Consider the following 14,828-nt stretch of genomic DNA (forward strand, 5'->3'; position numbering starts at 1 on the left):
GGTTTCCGTTCAGCGGCCGCTACCGGCGGCGGTTGCCCGATGCGGCGAGGGCGACTGCGATCACGATGATCACGCCGGTGGTGAGGTCCTTGAAGAAGGGGTTCACGTTCAGGATGTTGAAGCCGTTGTTGATCAGCGCCATCAGCAGGACACCGGCGACCGACCGCCAGACAGCGCCGGCGCCCCCCAGGATCGAGGTGCCGCCCAGGATCACCGCCGCGATGGCCTCGAACTCCATGCCCGTCCCGGCCTGGGGTTCCGCCATCGAGATGCGCGACACGGCGATCACGCCCGCCAGGCCCGCGGCCATGCCGCAAAGCGAGAAGGTCATGATCTTGACGAGGTTGGTGCGGACACCCGACAGGATCGCCGCCTCTTCGTTCCCGCCGACGGCGAAGACCTTCCGCCCGAAGGTCGTGCGGTTCAGCAGGATCATGAAGATGATCATGAAGATCACCAGCGCGATCACGGCATAGTTCACCATGCCGATGCGCCCGCGGCCCAACCACGAGAATTCGGCGATGCGGACGGGGATCAGCGAGCCGTCGGTGACCAGGATGGCGATGCCGCGGTAGACGAGGCTGGTCGCCAGCGTGACCAGGAAGGAATGGACCCCGAAGCCGGTGATGATGATCCCGTTGACCGCGCCCAGCAGCAGGCCGATCAGCGGCCCGGCGACGATCACCATGTAGGGGTCCATGTTGACGGCGATCCACCCGGCCGAGACCGAGGCGACGCCAAAGATCGCACCCGTAGAAAGGTCGAACCCGCCGCCGATGATCACCAGTGTCAGCGCACAGGCGATGATCGCCAGGGGCGCCGACTGGTTGACGATGTTCAGCAGGTTGCGCGCCGTCAGGAAGCTGTCCGAGATCAGGCTGAGTCCGACAAGCAGGATGACGATGATCACCAGGACGCCGTAATCGCGGGCGAAATCACCGGCCGACATGCGGTTGGAGCGGGTGTTCGTTTGAGCGGTACTCATGCTTGGGAGACCTCCTTGCTGCGGGGGGCTGAGCCTTGTTCCCGGAAGATGCGGTTCAGCGCGTCTTCCACCGTGAGGGCGCGGCAGTCGGCTTCGGCGAAGATACGACCGTCGTTCATGAGGTAGCCGCGGTGGGACAGGTTGATGACTTCCTCCAGTTCGGAGGAGATCAGCAGCACGGCGACGCCGGCTGCCGCCATTTCGATGATGAATTCATGGATGCGCTGGCGCGCCCCGATATCCACGCCGCGGCTGGGTTCGTCGAGGATCAGGAGGCGCGGCTTCTCGACCGCCCACTTGGACAGGAGAACCTTCTGCTGATTGCCGCCTGAGTAGTAGGCGACCTCGCCGTCGATCTTGCCGGGCACGATGCCGAAGTGGTCGATCATCCGCTGCGTGCGCTCGCGCTCGCGCGCCTTGTTGATGAACCCGAAGCTGGCGATGCTGCCAAGCGAGGCCAGCGACACGTTCGGCCGCGTCACCTGTGTGAGCACCAGGCCCTGCTTGCGCCGGTCCTCCGGCACGAAGGCCAGGCCTTGTGCAATGGCACGGCGAACGTTCAGGCGCTTGTCCTGCCGAATGCCGTTGATGGAATAGGTTCCGGCGGTGATCGGATCCGCGCCGAACAGCGCGCGGCCCACCTCGGAGCGGCCGGAGCCGACAAGGCCGATCAGTCCGACGATTTCGCCGGGGCGCACCTTCAGGGTGATGTCGGACAGACCCGTCTGGGTGGAGACGCCCTCCATCTCGACCGCGGCGGCGTACTGGCGGGCCGGGGGCGTGGGCAGGGCGGGCCAGCTGATCTCGGAGGCCTCGCCCAGCATGGAATCCACCAGGCTCTGCTTGGTTTCGCCGTGCATCTCGTCGGTGCGGATGACATGGCCGTCCCGCATGACGGTCACGCGGTCGCAATTGGCCAGGATATGGTCCAGGAAGTGGCTGACGTAGATCACGGTCACCTCGCGGGCCTTCAGGCGCGCGATCAGCTGGTGCAGGCGCTCGGCCTCGTCCTCGGTGAGCGAGGAGGTCGGCTCATCCATGATGATCACCCGCGCCTCGCGGGCGATGGCGCGCATGATCTCGACCTTCTGGCGCTCGGCGATGCGCATGTCGGCGATCCGGGTATGCGGGTCGAGGCCGAAATCGCAGGTCTTCTCGAGCGTATGAAAGCGCTCGAGGTCGCCTTTGCTGAGGAAGCCGCGGATATTGCTTTCCAGCCCGAGGAAGACGTTCTCGAGCACGGTCAGCTCGGGGACGAGCTGCAGTTCCTGGTGGATCATCGCGATGCCGCGCCCCAGGGCGTCCCGTGGAGAGAAGCGTGTCACGGTCTGGCCAAAGACCTCTACCGCGCCTTCATCGGCCGCGTAGTAGCCGCCGACGATCTTGCCGACGCTGGACTTGCCGGCGCCGTTCTCACCGACGAGGGCGTGAACCGAGCCCTTCTCGAAGTCGATCGTGATGTCGTTCAGGATGCGCGTGCCGCCGAAGCTTTTTGCGACACCCTGGACGCGCACGGCGATGTCCTTGCTGGTCATGGCCTCCCTTTCCAGTTGTGGGCCTTTCGGCCGCCACCTCTGCCGGCGCGAAAGCGCCTGGCCGGAACGGCGAGAGAGGGGCGCGGCAGTGCCGCGCCCCGTCGGTCCGATCGTGGCTTAGCCCTGCCACTCGGCGTCGAAGTCGGGGTTGGCCTCCAGCCACTCCCTGTCCACGATCACCGGCACGTCGCGCAGGGAATATTCGTCGATCCAGGTGGGGACGTCTTCGCCGCGCAGAGAGGACACCAGCGCATCCAGCGCCGCGGCGCCCATGGTGTGCGGGAACTGGGCCATGGTCGCGTCGTAGGTGCCGGCACGGATGCCGTCGACGACGATCTGGTTCAGCCCGCCACCGATCGTGAAGATCTCCGCGGTGTCGATGCCGGCATCGGTCAGCGCGATCTCGGCGCCCATCAGGTGCTGGTCCGCGCTGCCAAGGACGGCGTCGATGTCCGGGTTGGCCTGCAGGATGTCCTGCATGGCAACCATCGAGGTCGCGGGGCTGTAGTTGCCTTCACCCGTGGCGACGACCTGGATGTTCGGATGCTGCGCGAAGACCTCCTCGTAGGTGTCGTTGCGCAGGTTGTCGAAGGGGAAGATCAGCTGGCCGACGATCACGACGACCTTGCAGGGGTCGATGTCGGCGCAATAGGCGGCGACGGCTTCGGCCTGCTCGCGGGCGCCGACGCTGGGATCGGCGGCGATGGTGGTGGTCAGGCCCTCGACCTGGGGCTCCATGTTGCTCAGCTCCGGGCCGATGGGGAACAACGTGGCGGCCACGGACATGCCCTGGGCGACAGCGTCTTCCAGCGCGGTGGCGATGCCGACGGTGTCATTGGGGGTGACGATCATGCCGTCGAAGCGGCCGCCGGCCACCAGATCCTCGACCTGGCTGAACTGCGTGGTCGCCGAGAAGGCGCCATCGAAGATCTCGACGCTGACGTCATCGTATTTCGCCGCGGCTTCCTCGATGCCGGCGTAGATCGACTGGTTGAAGCCGTTCTGGCTGGAGGCGGCGAGGAAGGCGATGGTGATGTCATCGGCCTGGGCAGCCAGCGGCGCGGCGAGGGCCGAGCACAGCAGGGCTGTCTTGAAGGGGGCGTTCATGAATGTCGTCTCCAAGTTGGTGGTGAAACGGGCGGGGGCCATTGTGCGGCTTCTTCACCGAAGCTCTGCGGCTTCTTTGGTGTCGTAGGGGCAGGGGGCGCCCGGCGAGGCGGGGCGCCCACCTTGCGTCAGCCGTCCTGGAAGGTGGCGGTGTCGTCGTTCGCGAGGTGCAGCAGAAGGAAGGCCGTGGTGACGGCCGGCTGCCAGGCCAGCGCCCTGCCGATCATTTCGGGGGCGAAATGGCCTTTCGGGCCCAGCATGTTGACGGTGCCGATGACGCGGCCATCCGCCACGGCGGGCAGGTTCATGTTGGACTGAAAGCCCAGATCGCGGATCTTCTCCCAGTCGAAGAAGACCTCGGCGATCTCCTCGATCGTGGTGCTGCTGAAATGCCGTGTCTCGGACAGCACCTCGTCGAAGTAGCGGTTCTTCTCCAGCACCTTGAAGCCGCCCAGCTCGTAGGCCTCGGGGTTCTCCGAGAACACGCGGCGCGAGCGCATGTTGGGGATGTCGTAGACCGAGGCCGTGGTCAGCCCCTTGCCGATATCGGCATTCAGCCCTTCCACCAGCCAGGCAAAGACACGGCGGGCGGCATCGGGGCCGGCGGCCAGCCGGAAGAGTGTCGCGGTGTCCATCGGCATCACGCGGCCTCCATGAAGTCTCGTGCCACGCGGCCGCCCTTGACGACCATGCGCAGGGTTTCCTCGGGGCGGCCCAGCAGGGTGACGTCGGCGAAGGGGTCGCCGTCCACCACGATGAAGTCGGCGCGGGCGCCCGCGGCGATCACGCCGATCTCGCCGTCGCGCATGCAGGCCATGGCGCCGATCTCGGTGACCGAGCGCAGGATCTCGGCCGGGGAGAGGACCTTGGCCAGAATGTCGAATTCCATGCCGCCGTACTTGCGCAGCTCGCCCAGCAGATCGGTGCCGAAGGCCATGGGCAGGCCGGCGTCGCGCATGATGGCCAGCGACTCGAGGCCCTTGTCTCGCACGATGTCGATCTTGGCCTGCTCGGAGGCGCCCAGGCCCAGGGCCGCGCCCTCGAGCTTCAGCCCCTCGTAGGCGACGAGGGTGGGGACAGCCGGCCTCTGCCGCCATCTTCGCGGTGTCGGCGGTGATCAGGTTGCAGTGTTCCAGCGACTTCACGCCCAGCTCCACGCAGCGGCGGATCGCCTTGTCGTGGTAGACGTGGGCAGAGACGTAGGTGTTGGCGTTCTCGGCTTCCTCGACCATGGCGAGGATTTCGTCACGGGAGTACTGGATCGAGTCGATCGGGTCATTGGGCGAGGAGACGCCGCCGTTGGCCATGACCTTGATGAACTTGGCGCCTTCCTTGAGCATCTTGCGGCAGGTGACGCGCACGTTCTCGACCCCGTCGACCAGCACGCCCATGTTGGCAAGGCGCCAGCCCATGGCATCGGGGCGGATATCGGTGCGGGCGCGCAGGTCGGTGTGGCCGCCGGTCATCGACAGGCCCTTGCCGCAGATCACCAGGTCCGGGCCGTCGATCAGCCCGTCCTCCACCGCCTGAACCAGGCCGATATCGGCACCGCCCAGATCCCGCACGGTGGTGAAGCCGCGGTCCAGCAGGCCCTCCATGATCTTCGCGGCGCGCAGGGCGGCCAGAGAGTCGGTGGCCGTGACGTTGCTCCACAGGTCCAGCGAATGGGCGACGACATGGAAGTGACTGTCGATCAGGCCGGGCATCAGGGTCCGGCCGCCCAGATCGACGATTGTCGCGTCCTCGGGTGCCGCATCCCCTACGGAGGTGATCCGATCCCCCTCCGTGACGACGGTGGTGGCCTGTCCCAGGCGCTCCCCGTCCAGGTCCAGCAAACGCGCGTTCGTATAGGCGGTCCGGGTCATGATGTCGTCCAGCGTATTTGGCGGGCCGGTGCTGCCGGTCTGGCGGGCAGCTGGCGTGCGAAAGGGCGTCCTTCGCCAAGCGGTCTAAAGATCATTATGCTATCTGTCGACAATAAAAATATAAATACAGCGTTGGATTGTATGCTGATCGCACTTATGCTGGGCCGAAATGCGATGGAGAATGTCCGATGGCCAAGGGTCCGGCAGAGCGCGACACGGAGCAGGTCAAGCGGGGCGGCGGGGTTGCCCGCGTCTATGAGACGCTGCGGAACGAGATCATCGACCTGCAGCTGCCGCCGGGCAGCCCGATCGACGAGACGGAGCTTTCGGCGCGGTTCTCCATGTCCCGCACCCCCATCCGCGAGGCGCTTGTGCGCCTTGCCGCCGAGGGGTTGATCACCACGCTGACCAACCGCGCCACCATCGTGTCGAATATCGACTTCGTGCAGCTTGGCGCCTTTTTCGACGCGCTTACCTTGATGTACCGGGTCACCGCTCGCCTCGCCGCGCAACGCTACGAGGAATCGGACCTGGCCAAGATCCGGGCGTGCCAGGCCGAATTTGCCAAGGCTGTCGAAGACCGGAACGTGCTGGGCATGATCGCGACCAATCGTGATTTCCACATCGCCATCGCGGAGGCCGGGCGCAACAAGTACTATACGGACCTGTTCCGACGTGTGCTGGATGACGGCCGCCGCATCCTGCGGCTCTATTACCATTCCTATGACGACAACCTGCCGCGGCAGTACGTGGTCGAGCATGAGCGGATGATCTCCGTCATGATCGCGCGCGATGCCGAGGAGTCCGATCGCCTCGCGGCAGAGCATGCCGACCAGATCGTGCGGCAGATCCGGTCTTATATCTCGGCGGACTCGCGAAGCGTCTCATCCCTCCCGCTCTGACCGGGCGGGTTTGGCGAGTGGTTTCCTGTAGACCGCCGGATTCAGTATTTTATTTGTCGACAGGTAATCCGCCCGATGCTAGGACGGTCGGCGAGAGGGGCGCCGATCCGGTTCCGGGATCGCCTGCGCTCCTGCCAGCCCTGTTCGCTACCGTTTCCTGACTCCGAAAGGCCCCGCCATGACCTCCTCATCGATCTTCACCGGCTGCATTCCGGCCCTGATGACCCCCTGCACGGAAGATCGAACGCCCGATTACGCGGCCCTCGCCCGCAAGGGTAAGGAGCTGATCGAGGCTGGCATGTCCGCCGTCGTCTACTGCGGATCGATGGGCGACTGGCCGCTGCTGACCGACGAGCAGCGCATGAAGGGGGTCGAGGCCCTGGTCGAGGCGGGCGTGCCCGTCATCGTCGGGACCGGCGCCATCAACACCAAGTCCGCCGTCGCCATCTCGGCCCATGCCGCCCGCGTTGGCGCCGCCGGCCTGATGGTCATCCCCCGCGTGTTGTCGCGCGGCACCTCCGTGGCCGCCCAGAAGGCGCATTTCTCGGCGATCCTGGACGTGGCCAAGGACCTGCCCGCGGTGATCTACAACAGCCCCCACTACGGCTTTGCCACCCGCGCCGACCTGTTCTTCGAGCTTCATGCCGCCTACCCGAACCTGATCGGCTTCAAGGAGTTCGGCGGCGCCGCGGACATGTCCTACGCGGCCGAGCACATCACCTCGGGCAATGACGCCCTGACGCTGATGGTGGGCGTCGACACGCAGGTCTTCCACGGCTTCGTGAAATGCGGCGCGACCGGCGCCATCACCGGCATTGGCAACGCCATTCCCGCCGAGGCGCTGCACCTCGTCGCGCTGTGCAAGGCCGCCGCCAAGGGCGACGTCGAGGCCCGCATCAAGGCGCAGGAGCTGGAAGAGGCCCTGGCCGTGCTGTCCAAGTTCGACGAGGGCGTCGACCTCGTGCTGTTCTACAAGTACCTGATGGTTCTGAACGGGGATGCCGAATACAGCCTGCACTTCAACGAGACCGACGCCCTGACCCCGGCGCAGAAGGCCTTCGTGGAAGAGCAGTTCACCCAGTTCAAGACCTGGTATGCCAACTGGGCGGCCTGACCGACCGATAGCGGATCCGGGGAAGCCGAGGACAGCGACATGCATGTGATCGACAGCCATACCGGCGGTGAGCCCACGCGAGTCATTCTGGACGGTTTCCCCGATCTCGGCGAGGGCCCGCTTTCGTTGCGGGCCACCCGCCTTGCGACGGACTTCCGCGACACCTACCGCGCCGTGGTGCTCGAGCCGCGCGGACAGGTGGCCATGGTCGGCGCCCTTCTGGTGCCGCCGACCGATCCTAGCTGCGTCACCGGCGTGATCTACTTCGACGTCGAGGCCGTGCTGGGCATGTGCGGTCACGGCACCATCGGCCTTGCCGCGACGCTCTACCACATGGGGCGCATCGGCCTTGGGTCGCACCGGATCGAGACGCCCGCGGGCATCGTCACGGTCGAGCTGCATGATGCAAACACGGTCACCGTCACCAATATCGAAAGCCGCCGCGTGTCCCATGCCGTCACCGTCGAGGTGCCCGGCGTCGGCCCGGTCACCGGCGACGTGGCCTATGGCGGGAACTGGTTCTTCCTGGTGGACGCGTCTCCGGTTGCGGTCGCGCCCGGCAATATCCGCGCCCTGACCGATGCCGCGGTTGCCACGCGCGAGGCGCTGCACGCGCAGAAGATCGGCGGCGAGGCGGGCGAGCCCGTCGACCACGTGATCTTCTACGGACCTTCCGATGATCCCTTGGTGCACAGCCGCAACTTCGTTCTTTGCCCCGATGACGCCTATGACCGGTCGCCCTGCGGCACCGGCTCCTCTGCGCGGCTGGCCTGCCTCGCGGCGGAGGGGCGGCTGGGCAGCGGCGAGGAGATCGTGCAGCACAGCGTCATAGGCTCGGCCTACCGGCTGTCCTGGATGCCCGGCGCGCGGGGCGGCGTGATCCCGCGGATCACCGGACAGGCCTTCGTGATGGCGACGGCCGAGCTGATCTTCGACGAGGCCGATCCGTTCCGCCACGGCATCGGGCCATAAGGACTCCCCGACTGCCGGGCCGGCCATCTGGTCGGCCCGGCATTTTTCTTCAAGGACGCGCGATGCCCGCGCCGACGGCTACGGAAGAGAGGCCCCATGACCGAAAGCCCGACCCAGGCCAAGGACAGGTCCATCATCGTCATCGGCGCTGGTATCGTCGGCGTCAGCGCGGCCCTTGCCTTGCAGCAGGAGGGCCACGCGGTGACGCTGCTTGATCGCCGCGGCGTCGCGGAGGAAACCTCCCGCGGCAATGCCGGGGCCTTCGCCTTCACCGATATCGAACCGCTGGCCTCGCCCGGCATCCTGCTCAAGGCGCCGAAGTGGCTGCTCGATCCGCTCGGGCCGCTTTCCCTGCGGCCCGCCTATGCCTTGAAGATCCTGCCTTGGGCCCGTCATTTCTACGCCGCCAGCCGTCCGCGCCGTCATGCGGCCTCGATCTCGGCCCAGGCGCAGCTCATGGCCCTGTCGCGCCATGCGCTCGAGCGGCAGATCGCCCGCGTCGCGGGAGAGCCGCTGATCCGGCGCGAGGGGCAGCTTCAGGTCTACGAGGGCGAAGCCGAATACCGGGCCAGCCTGCCGGCCTGGGCGCTTCGGCGGCAGCATGGCATCGCCTTCGACCTGATCGAGGGCGCCGAGGCGATCGCCGAGATCCAGCCGGGCCTGGCGCCGCGGTTCACCCATGCCGGCTTTACCCCCGATTGGATGAACGTCGTCGATCCCAAGCTCTGGACCGAGCACCTCGCCGCGCGCTTCACCGCCCTCGGCGGCGTGATCGAGACAGCGGAGGTGCTGTCGCTCGCCCAGACGGACGGCGCCGTCGAACTGACGACCGGTGCCGGGCAGCACCGCGCGGATCAGGTCGTCGTGGCCGCCGGGGCCTGGTCGCACCGCTTGGCGCGCACCCTGGGCGACCGCATTCCGCTGGAGACGGAGCGGGGATACAACACGACCTTCCCGACCCGCAGCTTCGATTTGCGGACCCACATCACCTTCAGCAACCACGGTTTCGTGGTCTCCCGGATCGGTGACGGCCTGCGTGTCGGCGGCGCGGTCGAGCTGGGCGGCCTCGACCTGGCCCCAAGCTACAAGCGGTCGGAGGTTCTCGTGCAGAAGGCGGTGACGTTCCTTCAGGGTTTCGATGGGACCGGGGGCACGCCATGGATGGGGTTCCGACCCTCCATGCCCGACAGCCTGCCCGCCGTCGGACGGTCGCCCCGCGCCGATAGGGTCATCTATGCCTTCGGGCACGGCCATCTCGGCCTCACGCAATCCGCAGGAACCGCCGAGCTTGTCGCCGATATCGCGGCGCGCAGGCCTCCGGCACTCGATATCGCGCCCTACGACCCGCTGCGCTTCGGAGGCCTAGCAGGCTAGGCGAAGGTCCGTCGCGTTAGGCTCCGGACGGCCTTGTCGCGCAAATCGCTCGGCGGCCGGAGTTCCCCTTCCCGGTTTGATGTTAGCTGACAGGGTGCGTGACGGGCGTGCCGCTCGCCTTTGATGCCGGTGCTGTCGACCAGAAGATGCAGTGGCCCGCCCGAGTTGCGGTTAGGCAGCTGCACGTCGAGCCTCTTCTGGCACCGGCACAGCGTCGAGGCATCCGGTACGGGCCACTCCAGTCCTGCGAGCTTCAGCAGGCTCGCCACGAAGCCGGCCGTATAGCGTGCTCGAACCGATGGCGCATCGACGTCGACCAGGCCGAAGAGAACCTTGATCGTCAGGCACGCCTGGACCGCGGCGTCCAAGAGGGCCTGCTGACGACCACGCTTTCCCGAAGGTGCCGCGTGCCAAATGAGAGCGATCAAACCAGACCGTTAGCGCCTCGCACTCACGCAGCGAAGCATTACAGGAAGGCCAGTTCAGGCTGCGGTAGCGGGTGGGCGCGGGCTTCGACATGCCGCATAGCTATGCCGCAGGCCCTCCAACGTGAATCCCAGCCAGCCTTTGCGCAAAGAGCCCGATCCCGTCCGACGGGTCGGTTTCGGTCAGCCCCGGGCGCGATGGTCAGGGCCGGGGCGTCTCGGCCCGGGCAACCCGATGTCCTTGGCCCAGGTCCTGCAAATCCACTCGAAAGGGCGCTGCGCCGACAGGGAAGACGGGGCTGTCCATCTCGACCCCTGCGAAATCGGGTATGGCCGAGCGCTGGCGGGTGGGGTCTGGCACCGGCACGGCGGCGAGGAGGCGCTTGGTGTAGGGATGCTGCGGTCTGCGCAGGACGGCGTCGCGGGGGCCGTCCTCCATCACCTGACCCAGCCGCATGACGACCACGCGGTCGGCCACCTGTTCGATGACCGCCATGTCGTGGCTGATGAACAGGTAGGACAGGCCGTCCTGCTCCTGCAGCTCCTGCAGAAGCTCCAGCACCTGGGCCTGCACGCTGACGTCCAGCGCCGAAACGCTTTCGTCGGCAATGATGACCTTGGGCGAAAGCGACAGGGCACGGGCGATGCAGACACGTTGGCGCTGGCCGCCGGAGAATTCATGTGGGTAGCGTGACAGCATGTCGGGGGAGAGACCGACCCTGCGGAACAGCCATTCGGCACGATCGACGAGTTCCGACCCGCTGGCGAGTCCATGGACACGCATCGGCTCCACCACCTGGTCGCCGACATTCATCCGCGCGTCGAGCGATGCGCCGGGATCCTGAAAGACCATCTGGATGTCGCGGAGCACCGGGCGCATGGCCGGGCGCGACCGGCCCCGCGTCTGGACACCGTCTATGCGGATCGACCCCTCCCAGGGCACCAGCCCGAGCAGCGCCTTCCCGATGGTCGATTTCCCGCACCCGGACTCTCCGACAAGGGCCAGCGTTTCGCCCTCGCGGATGTGAAAGGAGACGCCTTCGACCGCGTGGACCCGTGCGACGGTTCGGTTCAGCAGTCCGCTCGCGATGTTGAAGCGGACGCTGAGGTCGTCCACCTCGACGATCTTCTTCGCCTGTGACGGCACGGGCCGATCGGGTGCAGTCCCAAGCCGGGGCACGGCGGCCAGAAGGGTCCGGGTGTAGTCGGTTCGGGGCCGTGCGAAGAGCTCGCGCACAGGGGCGCCTTCCTCTTGGCGGCCCTGGCGCAGCACGATGACGCGGTCGGCCATCTCGGCCACCACACCCATGTCATGGGTAATCATCAGGACGGCGGTCCCGTGCTCGGCCTGCAAGGTGCGGATGAGATCGAGGATTTCGGCCTGCACGGTCACGTCGAGCGCGGTGGTCGGCTCGTCCGCAATCAGCACTTCGGGATCGCAGGCCAGCGCCATCGCTATCATCACGCGCTGGCGCATGCCGCCCGACAGCTCGTGCGGGTATTGCGACAGGCGCCGCTCGGGCTCGGTCAGGCGCACGTTCCTCAGCAGGCGCAGCGCCCGTGCCGGAGCCTCTCGGCGGGAGCAGGCGCCGTGCTCCAGCAGCACTTCGGTGATCTGCCGCTGGACCGTCATCAGCGGGTTGAGCGACGTCATCGGTTCCTGAAAGATCATCGCCACGCGAGCCGACCGGATCCTGCGGTAGCCGCTGTCGCCCAGTGCCGTCAGATCGGTCTCGCCCAGCCGGATGCTGCCGCCGGAGATGCGCGCCATGGGCTTGGGCAGCAGTCCCATGATCGCCAGCGCTGTCATCGACTTGCCCGACCCGCTTTCGCCCGCAAGCGCCAGCGTCTCGCCCGGCATCAGGTCAAATGACAAGCCATCCAACACCGTCTTGGCGCCGGCGTCAGTGGCCACCTGCACGCTCAGGTCGTGCACTGTCAGGACCGGGCGGCGGCCGCCCGATCCGATGTCCCCGGCCTGCGTCATTCCAGGACGACGCGGGGGAAGTAGAAGGAAACGACCCAGTTCGGCATGTCCACGATCTCGGAGATCCGCAGATCGCCTGCGACCGAGCACAGCAGGTAGGCATCCTCGGCCGATAAACCGTGCGTCTTGCACAGCAGCTCGATCATGCCCGCGACGGCGTCGCGCGCGCCAGACATCATGTCAGGCCCGATCCCTGTCGTCACCTCATAGCCGCTGGCATCGAGGTGCCGCGTCACCGGACCCGGCGTGGTGAAACGGGGAAAGGCCAGTTTTTCCTGCTTGATCAGGTCCAGCGTCACCTCGACGTCCATCGGACTTTCGATGGCGGTGCCGCAGACCTCGCCGTCGCCCTGGGCGGCGTGGGTGTCCCCGATGGAGAACAGCGCCCCCGCCACCTCGACCGGCAGGTAGAGTGTTGTGCCCGCCGCCAGGTCCCGGATGTCGAGATTGCCGCCCATCCTCCGCGGCGGCACCACCGAGTGCAGCCCGGGCTCTGCCGGGGCGAGGCCAATGGTGCCGGCGAAGGGCTTCAGCGGCACCTTCGCGATGTCCGAGAACAGCGCAGGTGCAAGGGTGTCGGGGTTGTAGGACCATGTCTTGAGGTGTGGGTCGGCGAACTGGTCTGCCAGCAGGCCGAAGCCGGGGATATTGGCCGTCCAGCCGAAGCCCGAGGGGTGGAAGGCCTCGATGCCCACCTTCAGGATGTCGCCCGGTTCGGCCCCGTCCACGTAGACGGGGCCGGTAACCGGGTTGATCTTGCCGAAATCCAGCGTCGGCACGTCAGCCGAGGTGCTCCGGGCGGTGAATTGACCGCCGGAGCTGTCGAGGCACTGGAAGTGCAGGCGCGATCCCGGTGCGACCGTCTCGACGGGGGGGATCGTATGATCCCACCCGTGATGATGATGGCCGTGAATCGTATAGTCGCAGTTCTTGCACATGGGCTACTGCGCCTCGGTCGCGTAGATGTAGTCGTAGTTCACCGGGATGTGGACGGGGTCCACGAACAGGCTGTCGTCGCCCGCGACGTTGTCGGAATGCAGGGTGAAGCGCTGCTCGTTGAAGACCGGCACCCAGGGCGCGTCCGCCATGATGTCGACGTAGATCTGCCGCCAGGCATCCTCGCGCGCCGCCGCCTCGCCGACCATCGCGTCGGCCTCGGTCGCACGGGCGTCGATGTCCTCGTTGCAATACCAGGACCAGTTCCAGCCACCCGGCGTCGCGCCCGCGCAGCCCAGGATCGGGCCGTAGAAGTTCGACGGATCGGGGAAGTCCGCGATCCAGGCCATGCCGCCCGACCAGATCATCGGCGCCTGATCTGCCTCGCCGCCGGCGGCGATGACGTTGGCCTGTGCGAGGCTGCGGATCTGGGCGGTGACGCCGATCTCGCTCAGGTCCTGCTGGATGGCCTGGGCAATGCGCGGGTTGGGGTCGACGTTCATCACGTAAAGCTCGGTCTCGAACCCGTCGGGGAAGCCGGCATCGGCGAGCATCTGGCGCGCGGCCTCGGGGTCGTAGGCATAGCCTTCGTAATCCGCGTCATAGCCCGGCATGGTCGGGGGCAGGGGCTGGTTCGCCGGCACCGCGCGGTTGTTGATCATCTGGACGATGCGGTCCTTGTTGATCGCCATGTTCATCGCCCGGCGCACTTCGACGTCGTCGAAGGGCGCCATCTGCGTGTTCATCGTGATGTAGCCGGTCTGCAGCTGACCGCCCTCGACGATCTGGTCGTCATAGGCGGCGTCGCCGGTGACTTGCAGGAACTGTGCCGGCGGGATCCCGTCGCCCGGAATGTCGGCGTCGCCGTTCTGGATGCGCAGGAGCGCCACCGTGGGATCGAGGCCGATGTTGAAGGTGACGCTGTCCAGCTTCGGCACGCCTGCGCGGTGATACTCCTCGAACCGTTCGAAGACGAGCTGCTGTCCGGGCGTCCACTCGGCCAGCCGGAAGGCGCCCGAGCCAACGGGCTGTCGGCCGAAATCCTCGCCTGCCTCTTCGACGGCTTCCTGCGGCACGATGGAGGCGAAGTTCAGCGCCATGACATGGCCAAAGGTAGCATCCGGGCGCGACAGGGTGATCTCAACCGTCTTGTCGTCGATGACAGACACGCCGGACAGGCCCTCTCCCTCACCCGTGTTCCAGCTGTCGAAGCCTTCGATCATGCCGAAGAAGCCCGCGCCGGGACTGCGCGTCTCGGGGTTCGTGACGCGCTCGAGCGAGTATTTCACGTCCTCGGCGGTAATTTCGCGTCCGTTGTGAAACTTGATCCCGTCCTTGAGGACAAAGGTGTGGGTCAGGCCGTCCTCGCTGACGTCGTAGCTTTCGGCCAGTTCGTTGCGCAGGGTCGTGGTGCCCGGCTCGTACCCCATCAGCCCGTCGAACAGCGACTTGATCATCGACCAGTTCTGCCAATCGTAGCCGATGGCGGGGTCGAGCGTCGCCACGTCGTCCTGATAGGTCACGGCCATTTCGCCGCCCTGCGGTGCGTCTTCGTCCACCTGCGCAAGCGCACCCGAGGCTGCCAAGGCGAACCCGGCGATTCCGGAAAGAAGGATCGTCTTCATT

At 66.5% G+C, this 14,828-nt stretch carries 12 protein-coding genes and 2 pseudogenes; 4 read left to right on the top strand and 10 right to left on the bottom strand.

Annotated features, from left to right (window positions below; all coding sequences use genetic code 11):
- Window positions 1–19: 19 nt before the first annotated feature.
- From DFP88_RS00910 to DFP88_RS17515, 6 genes and pseudogenes are all read right to left on the bottom strand, one after another.
- A complete protein-coding gene (locus DFP88_RS00910; RefSeq protein WP_110812569.1) occupies window positions 20–985 on the bottom strand; it encodes an ABC transporter permease in 966 nt (321 codons plus the stop codon).
- Window positions 982–2,520, bottom strand: coding sequence for a sugar ABC transporter ATP-binding protein (locus DFP88_RS00915; RefSeq protein WP_110812570.1), 1,539 nt, complete (start codon window positions 2,518–2,520; stop codon window positions 982–984). Before DFP88_RS00915 ends, DFP88_RS00910 begins: the two co-directional genes overlap by 4 nt.
- Window positions 2,521–2,637: 117 nt before the next feature.
- Complete coding sequence (locus DFP88_RS00920; protein ID WP_110812571.1) at window positions 2,638–3,669, bottom strand: sugar ABC transporter substrate-binding protein; 1,032 nt, start codon at window positions 3,667–3,669, stop codon at window positions 2,638–2,640.
- Window positions 3,670–3,755: 86 nt separating this feature from the next.
- Window positions 3,756–4,268 (bottom strand): hypothetical protein, encoded by a 513-nt coding sequence (locus tag DFP88_RS17275; protein WP_110812572.1) that lies wholly within the window; start codon window positions 4,266–4,268, stop codon window positions 3,756–3,758.
- A complete protein-coding gene (locus DFP88_RS17435; protein ID WP_281268136.1) occupies window positions 4,268–4,618 on the bottom strand; it encodes an amidohydrolase family protein in 351 nt (116 codons plus the stop codon). Before DFP88_RS17435 ends, DFP88_RS17275 begins: the two co-directional genes overlap by 1 nt.
- A 94-nt stretch (window positions 4,619–4,712) precedes the next feature.
- Window positions 4,713–5,492, bottom strand: a pseudogene (locus DFP88_RS17515) (amidohydrolase family protein); the annotation flags it as partial.
- A 188-nt stretch (window positions 5,493–5,680) separates the two neighbouring features.
- Between DFP88_RS17515 and DFP88_RS00935 the strand changes: the two are divergent.
- The 4 genes from DFP88_RS00935 to DFP88_RS00950 all read left to right on the top strand — a co-directional run bounded on the left by DFP88_RS00935 (window position 5,681) and on the right by DFP88_RS00950 (window position 9,854).
- On the top strand, window positions 5,681–6,394 hold the full coding sequence (locus DFP88_RS00935; RefSeq protein WP_110812573.1) for a GntR family transcriptional regulator: 714 nt from the start codon (window positions 5,681–5,683) through the stop codon (window positions 6,392–6,394).
- 178 nt (window positions 6,395–6,572) lie between these two features.
- Complete coding sequence (locus DFP88_RS00940; protein WP_110812574.1) at window positions 6,573–7,508, top strand: dihydrodipicolinate synthase family protein; 936 nt, start codon at window positions 6,573–6,575, stop codon at window positions 7,506–7,508.
- A gap of 39 nt (window positions 7,509–7,547) precedes the next feature.
- Window positions 7,548–8,480: a 4-hydroxyproline epimerase gene (locus DFP88_RS00945; RefSeq protein ID WP_110812575.1), complete on the top strand. Its 933-nt coding sequence runs from the start codon at window positions 7,548–7,550 to the stop codon at window positions 8,478–8,480.
- A gap of 96 nt (window positions 8,481–8,576) precedes the next feature.
- Window positions 8,577–9,854: an NAD(P)/FAD-dependent oxidoreductase gene (locus DFP88_RS00950; protein ID WP_110812576.1), complete on the top strand. Its 1,278-nt coding sequence runs from the start codon at window positions 8,577–8,579 to the stop codon at window positions 9,852–9,854.
- Between the two features lie 101 nt (window positions 9,855–9,955).
- On the opposite strand, the pseudogene DFP88_RS00955 reads toward DFP88_RS00950, so the two are convergent.
- The 4 genes and pseudogenes from DFP88_RS00955 to DFP88_RS00970 form a co-directional block, all read right to left on the bottom strand.
- Window positions 9,956–10,373, bottom strand: a pseudogene (locus DFP88_RS00955) (transposase); the annotation flags it as partial.
- A gap of 108 nt (window positions 10,374–10,481) precedes the next feature.
- Window positions 10,482–12,266, bottom strand: a complete 1,785-nt coding sequence (locus DFP88_RS00960; protein WP_110812578.1) for an ABC transporter ATP-binding protein — start codon at window positions 12,264–12,266, stop codon at window positions 10,482–10,484.
- Window positions 12,263–13,204: an acetamidase/formamidase family protein gene (locus DFP88_RS00965; RefSeq protein ID WP_110812579.1), complete on the bottom strand. Its 942-nt coding sequence runs from the start codon at window positions 13,202–13,204 to the stop codon at window positions 12,263–12,265. Before DFP88_RS00965 ends, DFP88_RS00960 begins: the two co-directional genes overlap by 4 nt.
- Before the next feature lie 3 nt (window positions 13,205–13,207).
- Complete coding sequence (locus DFP88_RS00970) at window positions 13,208–14,827, bottom strand: ABC transporter substrate-binding protein (RefSeq protein ID WP_110812580.1); 1,620 nt, start codon at window positions 14,825–14,827, stop codon at window positions 13,208–13,210.
- Window position 14,828 lies beyond the last annotated feature (1 nt).

The organism is Pseudoroseicyclus aestuarii (assembly GCF_003217255.1).
Lineage (GTDB): Bacteria > Pseudomonadota > Alphaproteobacteria > Rhodobacterales > Rhodobacteraceae > Pseudoroseicyclus > Pseudoroseicyclus aestuarii.

Coding starts and splice junctions, on each gene's coding strand:
- DFP88_RS00965 (WP_110812579.1), bottom strand. CDS start 13,204: ATGTGCAAGAACTGCGACTATACGATTCACGGCCATCATCATCACGGG.
- DFP88_RS00945 (WP_110812575.1), top strand. CDS start 7,548: ATGCATGTGATCGACAGCCATACCGGCGGTGAGCCCACGCGAGTCATT.
- DFP88_RS00920 (WP_110812571.1), bottom strand. CDS start 3,669: ATGGCCCCCGCCCGTTTCACCACCAACTTGGAGACGACATTCATGAAC.
- DFP88_RS17275 (WP_110812572.1), bottom strand. CDS start 4,268: ATGCCGATGGACACCGCGACACTCTTCCGGCTGGCCGCCGGCCCCGAT.
- DFP88_RS00910 (WP_110812569.1), bottom strand. CDS start 985: ATGAGTACCGCTCAAACGAACACCCGCTCCAACCGCATGTCGGCCGGT.
- DFP88_RS00915 (WP_110812570.1), bottom strand. CDS start 2,520: ATGACCAGCAAGGACATCGCCGTGCGCGTCCAGGGTGTCGCAAAAAGC.
- DFP88_RS00970 (WP_110812580.1), bottom strand. CDS start 14,827: ATGAAGACGATCCTTCTTTCCGGAATCGCCGGGTTCGCCTTGGCAGCC.
- DFP88_RS00950 (WP_110812576.1), top strand. CDS start 8,577: ATGACCGAAAGCCCGACCCAGGCCAAGGACAGGTCCATCATCGTCATC.
- DFP88_RS00940 (WP_110812574.1), top strand. CDS start 6,573: ATGACCTCCTCATCGATCTTCACCGGCTGCATTCCGGCCCTGATGACC.
- DFP88_RS00960 (WP_110812578.1), bottom strand. CDS start 12,266: ATGACGCAGGCCGGGGACATCGGATCGGGCGGCCGCCGCCCGGTCCTG.
- DFP88_RS00935 (WP_110812573.1), top strand. CDS start 5,681: ATGGCCAAGGGTCCGGCAGAGCGCGACACGGAGCAGGTCAAGCGGGGC.